Origin of the sequence: Kitasatospora sp. NPDC127035 (assembly GCF_042726075.1) — a bacterium.
Taxonomy (GTDB): domain Bacteria; phylum Actinomycetota; class Actinomycetes; order Streptomycetales; family Streptomycetaceae; genus Kitasatospora.
This window is the reverse complement of the sequence record NZ_JBHXDN010000131.1, coordinates 1-6,665: the sequence shown is the minus strand read 5'-3', so window position 1 is coordinate 6,665 and position 6,665 is coordinate 1. Positions and strand designations below refer to the sequence as shown.

6 protein-coding genes are annotated in these 6,665 nt (G+C 78.6%); 2 read left to right on the top strand and 4 right to left on the bottom strand.

The genetic code is table 11. The annotated features are described in order from the left end of the window. Positions 1 to 132: 132 nt before the first annotated feature. Positions 133 to 1,095 (bottom strand): hypothetical protein, encoded by a 963-nt coding sequence (locus tag ACFWIC_RS40330; protein WP_380522117.1) that lies wholly within the window; start codon positions 1,093 to 1,095, stop codon positions 133 to 135. An 859-nt stretch (positions 1,096 to 1,954) separates the two neighbouring features. Here ACFWIC_RS40330 and ACFWIC_RS40325 point away from each other — a divergent pair. Continuing rightward, positions 1,955 to 4,987: a BTAD domain-containing putative transcriptional regulator gene (locus tag ACFWIC_RS40325; protein ID WP_380522115.1), complete on the top strand. Its 3,033-nt coding sequence runs from the start codon at positions 1,955 to 1,957 to the stop codon at positions 4,985 to 4,987. Here ACFWIC_RS40325 and ACFWIC_RS40320 read toward each other — a convergent pair. After that, positions 4,973 to 5,506, bottom strand: a complete 534-nt coding sequence (locus tag ACFWIC_RS40320) for a hypothetical protein (protein WP_329884391.1) — start codon at positions 5,504 to 5,506, stop codon at positions 4,973 to 4,975. The two genes, ACFWIC_RS40325 and ACFWIC_RS40320, sit on opposite strands and share 15 nt — an antisense overlap. 85 nt (positions 5,507 to 5,591) lie before the next feature. On the opposite strand from ACFWIC_RS40320, the gene ACFWIC_RS40315 reads away from it, so the two are divergent. Beyond that, positions 5,592 to 5,846: a hypothetical protein gene (locus tag ACFWIC_RS40315; protein ID WP_380364239.1), complete on the top strand. Its 255-nt coding sequence runs from the start codon at positions 5,592 to 5,594 to the stop codon at positions 5,844 to 5,846. 23 nt (positions 5,847 to 5,869) lie between these two features. Here ACFWIC_RS40315 and ACFWIC_RS40310 read toward each other — a convergent pair whose 3' ends face one another. Beyond that, positions 5,870 to 6,391: a DinB family protein gene (locus ACFWIC_RS40310; RefSeq protein ID WP_329884387.1), complete on the bottom strand. Its 522-nt coding sequence runs from the start codon at positions 6,389 to 6,391 to the stop codon at positions 5,870 to 5,872. 112 nt (positions 6,392 to 6,503) lie between these two features. Beyond that, a partial coding sequence (locus tag ACFWIC_RS40305; protein ID WP_380522118.1) for a TerD family protein occupies positions 6,504 to 6,665 on the bottom strand: 162 nt, incomplete at its 5' end.

The window sequence follows — 6,665 nt, the reverse complement described above, 5'->3', positions numbered from 1 at the left end:
GCCGCGCCCCCGGTGCCCCCGCCCCCCCCCCCCGGGGACCAGGGCGGGGGCCCCCACCCGGCGGGCCCCCCCGCCCGCCCTTACCGGCCCGCGGCCCCCCCCCCCCCGGGCCGCCCCCGCCGGCCGATGACGTCACCGGGGCCAGGACGGCGCCGCCCTCGCCTCCCCCGGCCCGTCGTCCGCGACGGCCGCCCGCCGGTCCCCGGCCCGCGCGGCGGTCTCCGCCGGGACGCCGAGGCCGGCCGGACCGCCCGAGGTCGCCGGTCCGCCCGACACCGCCGGGCGGACGGCCTCGCCGGGCTCCGCCCGGCCCACCGGAGTGCAGCGCTCCGCGGGCACCCCCCGGCCGGCCGGGAGCCGCGACGCCTCGACGGCCACGGCCGTCCCCAGCACGCCACCGGCAGGCGAGCCGACCCGCAGAGCAGGCACCAGCACGCCCTCCGCCAACGGCATCGCGGGCGTGGGCGCCACGCCCCGGGCGGCCACGCCCCGGACGGCCTCACCTGCCGGACGAACCGGCTCGCCGGCGCCCACCGCCCGGCGCTGCGCCGTCACGGCGCCGGACTCCGCCGGAACGGCGGGCACCACGGGCCGCTCCGCCGACCCGGCCGGGTACCCGCCCCAGGAGCCACCGACGACGGCACCCCCGGAGTCGGACGATCGCCCGCCCGCGCCGAGGCCCGGACCGGAGCTGGTCCGCTGGCCCTCCGAGGTCGCCGGGCCCACCTCCTCGGCGGCGGACGACGCGTCACGCCGGAGCTCGGCCACCGTCGAGGACAGCCGCAGGACGAAGTTCCGCTCGGCCGGGTCGCCGTTCGGCCAGTCGCAGTCCTTGCTGCGCAGGATCCTGCTCCGCAGGCCGCTCCGCGAGGTCTGCCACGGACCGGGCAGCACCCGGACGTTGGGCCGCCAGCCGACGCCGGGCACACAGTGCTCCAGCTCCAGCTCCCACTCCTCGGCCCGCACGTCGAGGGAGGCGCCGGTCCGGCCCTCCAGCACGGAGGTGCCGTACGGGGTGCGCACCACCGCGCGCTGCTCGAAGGCGGCGTCCTTGTCGAGCACCGTGATCCGCAGCGGCCCGTTCATTCGCAGCATGGTCGCCCTCCCAGGGGTCGGAGATCGCGGGACCGTCCCGGCCCCGCACCCTGCTCGACGGTGCGCCTTCCGGCCGGGGTTCACCGGCCGGCCCTGGACCCCCTCGCGCGAACCGCCCGCGGCGGCACCCGGCTCCGCCCCGCCCGCGGACGGCGGCGCCGGGGCGCGGACCCGCGCGGGCCGTCCGCCCGTCCGGCCGCCGGTGAACCCGGGACCGCATGCGGGCCGTTGAGCTCAACACGAGCAGCCCTGCCCCACCCGCACCACCTCCACCGGCCCGCACCGGGCCCCACCCCTTGGGCCGACCGCCCTGCGCTCTCCCGTGGCGCGTGCCCGGACCTGCACGGACCTGCACGGCCGATCCCGGCGGCCACCGGCCCGGCTTCCCCTTCAGGCAATCCGCGCCTCCCCATCGCGCACAGCTGCCGGCCGATCGGACCCGCGCACCGCCCTCGACGGGCAAGCGCCCCGCGTGCGCCCCCGCCGTCCGGCGCCTCCCCCACCCCGCCGGACGGTCCCCGGTCCGACCGGCTCCGCGAGCCGCCCCGCACCCGCCGGACGGACGGCCCGGGATCGCCACGACCGCCGTCCACGCAGGGCGCCGCCGTTCCGCCCGTCCCGATCGCGCCGCGTCCGCGACCGCGTTTCCCTGATGGATCATCAATGAACTTCAGGAGAACAACCGCCGACGCCTGCCCGACGCCCAGCTGACCGGCTCCCGTCAATCCCCCGAAAGGGCGGTCCCCAGGCGCTCCGTGGCCGAACGGCCACGGGCCGGAACCGTTCCCCGGGCGTGGCTAGACTGCGCCCCGCACAGGGACGGAGATCTCCGCCGACCGCTCTCACCTGGGAGGATCCGTTGTTCGTTCGACTGCTGGGTCCGGTGGAACTGCAGGCTGCGGACGGCCGCGCCGTCGAGCCCGCCGGCGCCAAACGGCGCGCCGCGCTGGCCCTGCTCGCGCTCGAACTCGGCCGCACCGTCCCGGTCGAGCGGTTCTTCGAACTGCTCTGGGGCGACGAACCGCCCGCCCGGGCCCGGGCCGCGCTCCAGGGCCACATCGCCGCGCTGCGCAAGCTGCTCGCCGGCTCGAAGCTCGTCCTGTCGACCCGCGCCCCCGGCTACCGGCTGGACGGCCCGGCCGAATCCGTGGACGCCCTGCTGTTCGAGCGGCTGGTCGCGCGGGCCACCGAGGTGGCCGTCCCGGACGGCGACGAGTCCGCCGCCGGACTGCTCCGCCGGGCCCTGGACCTCTGGCACGGCCCCGCGACCCTGGCCGACCTGCCCGAGACGGACCTGCGCGACGTGCTCGCCGACCGCCTCCGCCAGGTGCGGACCCGGGCCCTGGAGGCCTGGAGCGAACGGCTGCTCCGGCTCGGCCTCGGCCCCGACGCCGCACCGGAACTCGACCGCGCGCTCGAAGCCGACCCGTGGAACGAGCCCCTGGCCGCCCTGCTGGTGCTCTGCCTCCGTCAGGCCGGGCGGCCCTGCGACGCGCTGACCGTCTACCACCGCACGCGCCGCCGGCTGGCCGCGGAGCTCGGCGTCGGCCCCGGGCGCGCGCTGCGGTCGGCGGTGGCCGACATCCTCGCCGACGAGCCGGGGAGGCGCCCGCCCTCGACCGCCGTGCGCGTCACCGGTCGTCCCGAACGCACGGCCGGCGCCGCCGGAACAACCGGCACGACCGGCCGCGTCCGCCCCCGGGCGGCCGGGTCGGCCGGCCTCTCCGCCTGCGCGGTCCCGCCCGCACGGCAGCCGGCCGCGGTCCCGTTCCCGGCCCGCACGCCCGCCGTCCGGCCGCCGACCCCGCTCCGCCCCACCGCCAACCCCGGCCCCACCGCCAACCCCAACCCCGGCCCGGGCCCCGGCCCCGGCCCGGACCAACTCCCGCGCCGGATATCGGGTTTCGTCGGCCGGTCGACCGAACGCCGCTGGCTGGAGGCCGAGTGCGGGGGCGAACGCCCCGGCGGCGGCCTCGCCGTCCTGGTGGGCCCGGCCGGCACCGGCAAGACGGCCACCGCGGTGCAGTGGGCGCACGACGCGACCGCCGCCTTCCCGGACGGGCGGCTCTTCGCCGACCTGAACGGCTTCGGCCCGGGCCCGCGCGCCGAACCGACCGCCGTCCTCGGCCGGTTCCTGCGCGCGCTGGGCGTCCCCGAGGGCTCGCTGCCGGAGGATCCGGCCGCCCGCGCCGCGCTCTACCGGTCGCTGACGCACGGCCGCCGGCTGCTGGTCGTCCTGGACAACGTCCGCGACGCGCAGGACGTCACCGAGCTGCTCCCGACCGGCCCGGCGTGCGCGACGGTCGTCACCAGCCGCAGCTCGCTGGAGGACCTCGTGGTGACCGAGGGCGCCGCCCTGCTGCGCCTCGGCGCCCTGCCCGCCGAGGACGCGCGGCGCCTGCTGGAGCGCCTGATCGGACCCGCCCGGGTGGCCGCCGAGCCGGAGGCCGCCGGCCGGCTGGCCGAGCTCTGCGACCGACTGCCGCTCGCCCTGCGGATCGCCGGTGCCCGGCTGGCCGCCCGGCCCGGCTGGGCGATCGCCGACCTGCTGCCCGAACTCGCCGACGAGAGCACCCGGCTGCGCGCCCTGGACACCCGGGGCACGGCCAGCGTCCGGACCGCGCTCGATCTGACGCTGCGCCACCTTCCCGCGTCCGCCGCACGTCTGCTGGCCCTGCTCGCCGTCCACCCGGGGCCCGAGACGGACGCCCACGCCGCCGCCGCCCTGCTCCGCACCGGCGCCGCCGAGGCCCGCCTCGCGCTCGGCGCGCTCGCCGCGCACCACCTGCTCACCGAGACCGCCCCCGGCCGCTACGGCCGCCACGACCTGGTCCGGCTGTACGGGGCCGAACTCCTCGACGAGCGGCCCGCGTCCGAGCGCGCCGCCGCGACCGCGGCCCTGACCGACCACTACCTCGCGGTGGTGGCCCGCAGCTCCGCACTGCTCCAGCCCGGTCCCGCCCACGCCGCCCACCGCCCCGCGCCCGCCGTCGCCCCGCCGTTCGGCGCCGACCCCGCCGGGTGGCCGCACCTGCCCACCGTGCCCGCCACGCTCGACTGGTTCCAGGCCGCGGAACCCACCGTCCGCGGCCTGGTCACCGCGGCCTCCGAACGCGGCGACCACCGCCGCTCCTGGCAGCTGGCCTACCGCGCCGACTGCCTCTACTACGGCGCCGGCCGCCGCACGGACCGGCTGACCTGCCTCCGGGTCGGGCTCGCCGCCGCCGCCCGCACCGGCGACCCGGCCGCCGTCGCCTCCATGGAGGCGGTCACGGCCCGGGCGCTCGGCGGCAGCGGCCGCACCGCGGAGGCCCACCGGCTGGCCCGCCGCGCGGTCGACCGCACCGTCGGGTCCGGCGACACCGTCCGGGTGCAGGCCCTCACCGTCCTGGCCACGGCCACCGCGGCCGACGGGCGACCGGCGGAGGCCGTACGCCTGGGCGAGCAGGCGATCGCGCTGGCCGAGCGGCACGGCCTGGCCGAGCACGCGCCGTACGCGCTGAGCAACACCGCCGGGCTGTACGGCCTCGCCGGCGAACCCGGGCGGGCGCTGCACCGGGCCCGGGACGCCCGCGCGCTGCTCGCCGACCACCCGCTGGCCGTCTTCCACCTGTCGGCGATGATCAACGAGGCGCACGCCCTCCAACTCCTCGACCGCCGCACGGCGGCGGAGGAGGTCTGGCAGCAGACCCTGGAACGCTGCCGGGTCGCGGGCACCGTCCACCTGCACGCGGTGGCCGAACGCCACTACGCGGACTTCCTGCTGGCGGGCGGCCGCGCCCCGGAGGCCGTCCGCACCCTGCACTCGGCCCGCCGGCTGTACGGGCGGCTCGGCGACACCACGGTGGTGCACGAGCTGGAGGTGCGGTTGGCCGCGCTAGAGCCTGTCTGAGGACCTGCCGGTGCCCGGGGCCGGGCCGCCGGCCGGGCGCGGGGCCGGACCCGGGCCGTCACCGTCCGCCCGGCCCCGGACCAGATCCGCCGTCAGCATCGTCACGCCGTCCTCGCCGAAGCGGTGCAGCAGGAGCGCGACCCACTCCACCGCCTCGGCCCGCTCCAGCGGCGTCCACCCGGACGCCGAGGGGTGCTCGTCCACCACCAGGGCCTCGGCGACCATCCACAGTCCGTCCGGGGCCCTCGTCCGCGGTTCGTCCTCCAGCCCCGCCACGGCCAGCCGCCAGGCGGCCTCGACCACCTCCGCCCCGGTGGCCGGGGGCACCGCCCACCCACCGGCGGCGAGGTCGCCGTCGTCGCCGGGGAGCGCGTCGTCGTTCCCCGCGCGCTCCCCCCTGTCGGCCGGGTCCTCCGCCGCGAGCCACCTCGCCAGGAGCTCCCGGATCCCCGTCTCACCCGCCGCTTCCGCCATGGCGGCCAGCTTGCCAGCACTGCGGCCCGTGGTCATCACTGTCACGTGGACGAGTACGGCTGCCGCCCCGCGCGGCGTTCATTTCCCCCGCCGACGGGTTGCGGCGGCCCGCCCCGCTCGTTATCCGGTCATGAGCTACGACTACCTGCCTTCACCCCGGTCCAAGGACGGAACGTTTCTGTTCGACGCCCCGATCTTCGCCCGACTCGCGCGCCTCTGGCTGGATGCCGGACGAACCGTCCCGGGCCGCCCCGACCAGGAGTGGCAGCACCTGGTCGAGCCGCCCAGGTTCCGTCCCCTCGCCGAGCCCGCCCCGCCCCCGCCGCCCGTCCGGCCCGACGACCCCGCTCCCCCGACCGCACCGGCCGACCGCCGGCCGTTCTGAACCCGGCGGCCGGGCCTGCGGTGCTACGCGCCGACCTGCCCGTCGATCGCCTCGCGCAGGAAGTCGGCGTGCCCGTTGTGCCGGGCGTACTCGTGGATCAGGTGCAGCATCACGAACCGCAGCGAGACCTCCTTCTCCCAGCGCACCTGGTAACCCGTGACGTCCAGCGAGGCGGCCTCCCGCTCGATCCGCCGGGAGTGCGCCACCTCCGACTCCCAGGCCGCGAACGCCTCGGCGCGGTCGGCCCCGGCCGCGTCGTACGCGGCCTGGAAGTCCCACTCCGTCGACCAGCGCAGCGGAACGTCCTCCCCGTCGATCACCCGCCGGAACCAGGTCCGCTCCACCTCCGCCAGGTGCCGCACCAGCCCGAGCAGCGTCAGCGTCGACGGCGGGCTCGACCGCGACCGCAGCTGCTCGTCCGTCAGCCCGGCGCACTTCATCGCCAGCGTCCCGCGGTGGAAGTCCAGGTACGCGCGCAGCGTCTCCCGCTCTCCCCCGGTCAGCGGCGGCGCCACCCGCCCGTCGTCCGTGCCCGTCCCGCTCACAGGTCCTCCTCGATCGTCGAAAGTCGGACGGTGCCGATCGGCGCGGCCCGGTCCCCGGCGTCGCCCGCCCTGCCCGTCTCCGTCCGGTGCCGAACGGCCCCCGCACAGCCTCTCAGCCCGCGACGTCGACGCCGAAGCTCCGCGCGAGCTCCTCCAGTCCGTGGTCGAAGCCCTGCCCGACGACCCGGAACCGCCAGGCCCCGCCCCGCCGGTAGACCTCGCCGAGCAGGAGCGTCCGCTCGGTGGTCGCCGCGTCCAGGGTGGCCCGCACGAT

Excerpts from the sequence above, each read along its gene's own strand:
- ACFWIC_RS40330 (WP_380522117.1), bottom strand. The coding sequence starts at position 1,095 with ATGCTGCGAATGAACGGGCCGCTGCGGATCACGGTGCTCGACAAGGAC.
- ACFWIC_RS40315 (WP_380364239.1), top strand. The coding sequence starts at position 5,592 with ATGAGCTACGACTACCTGCCTTCACCCCGGTCCAAGGACGGAACGTTT.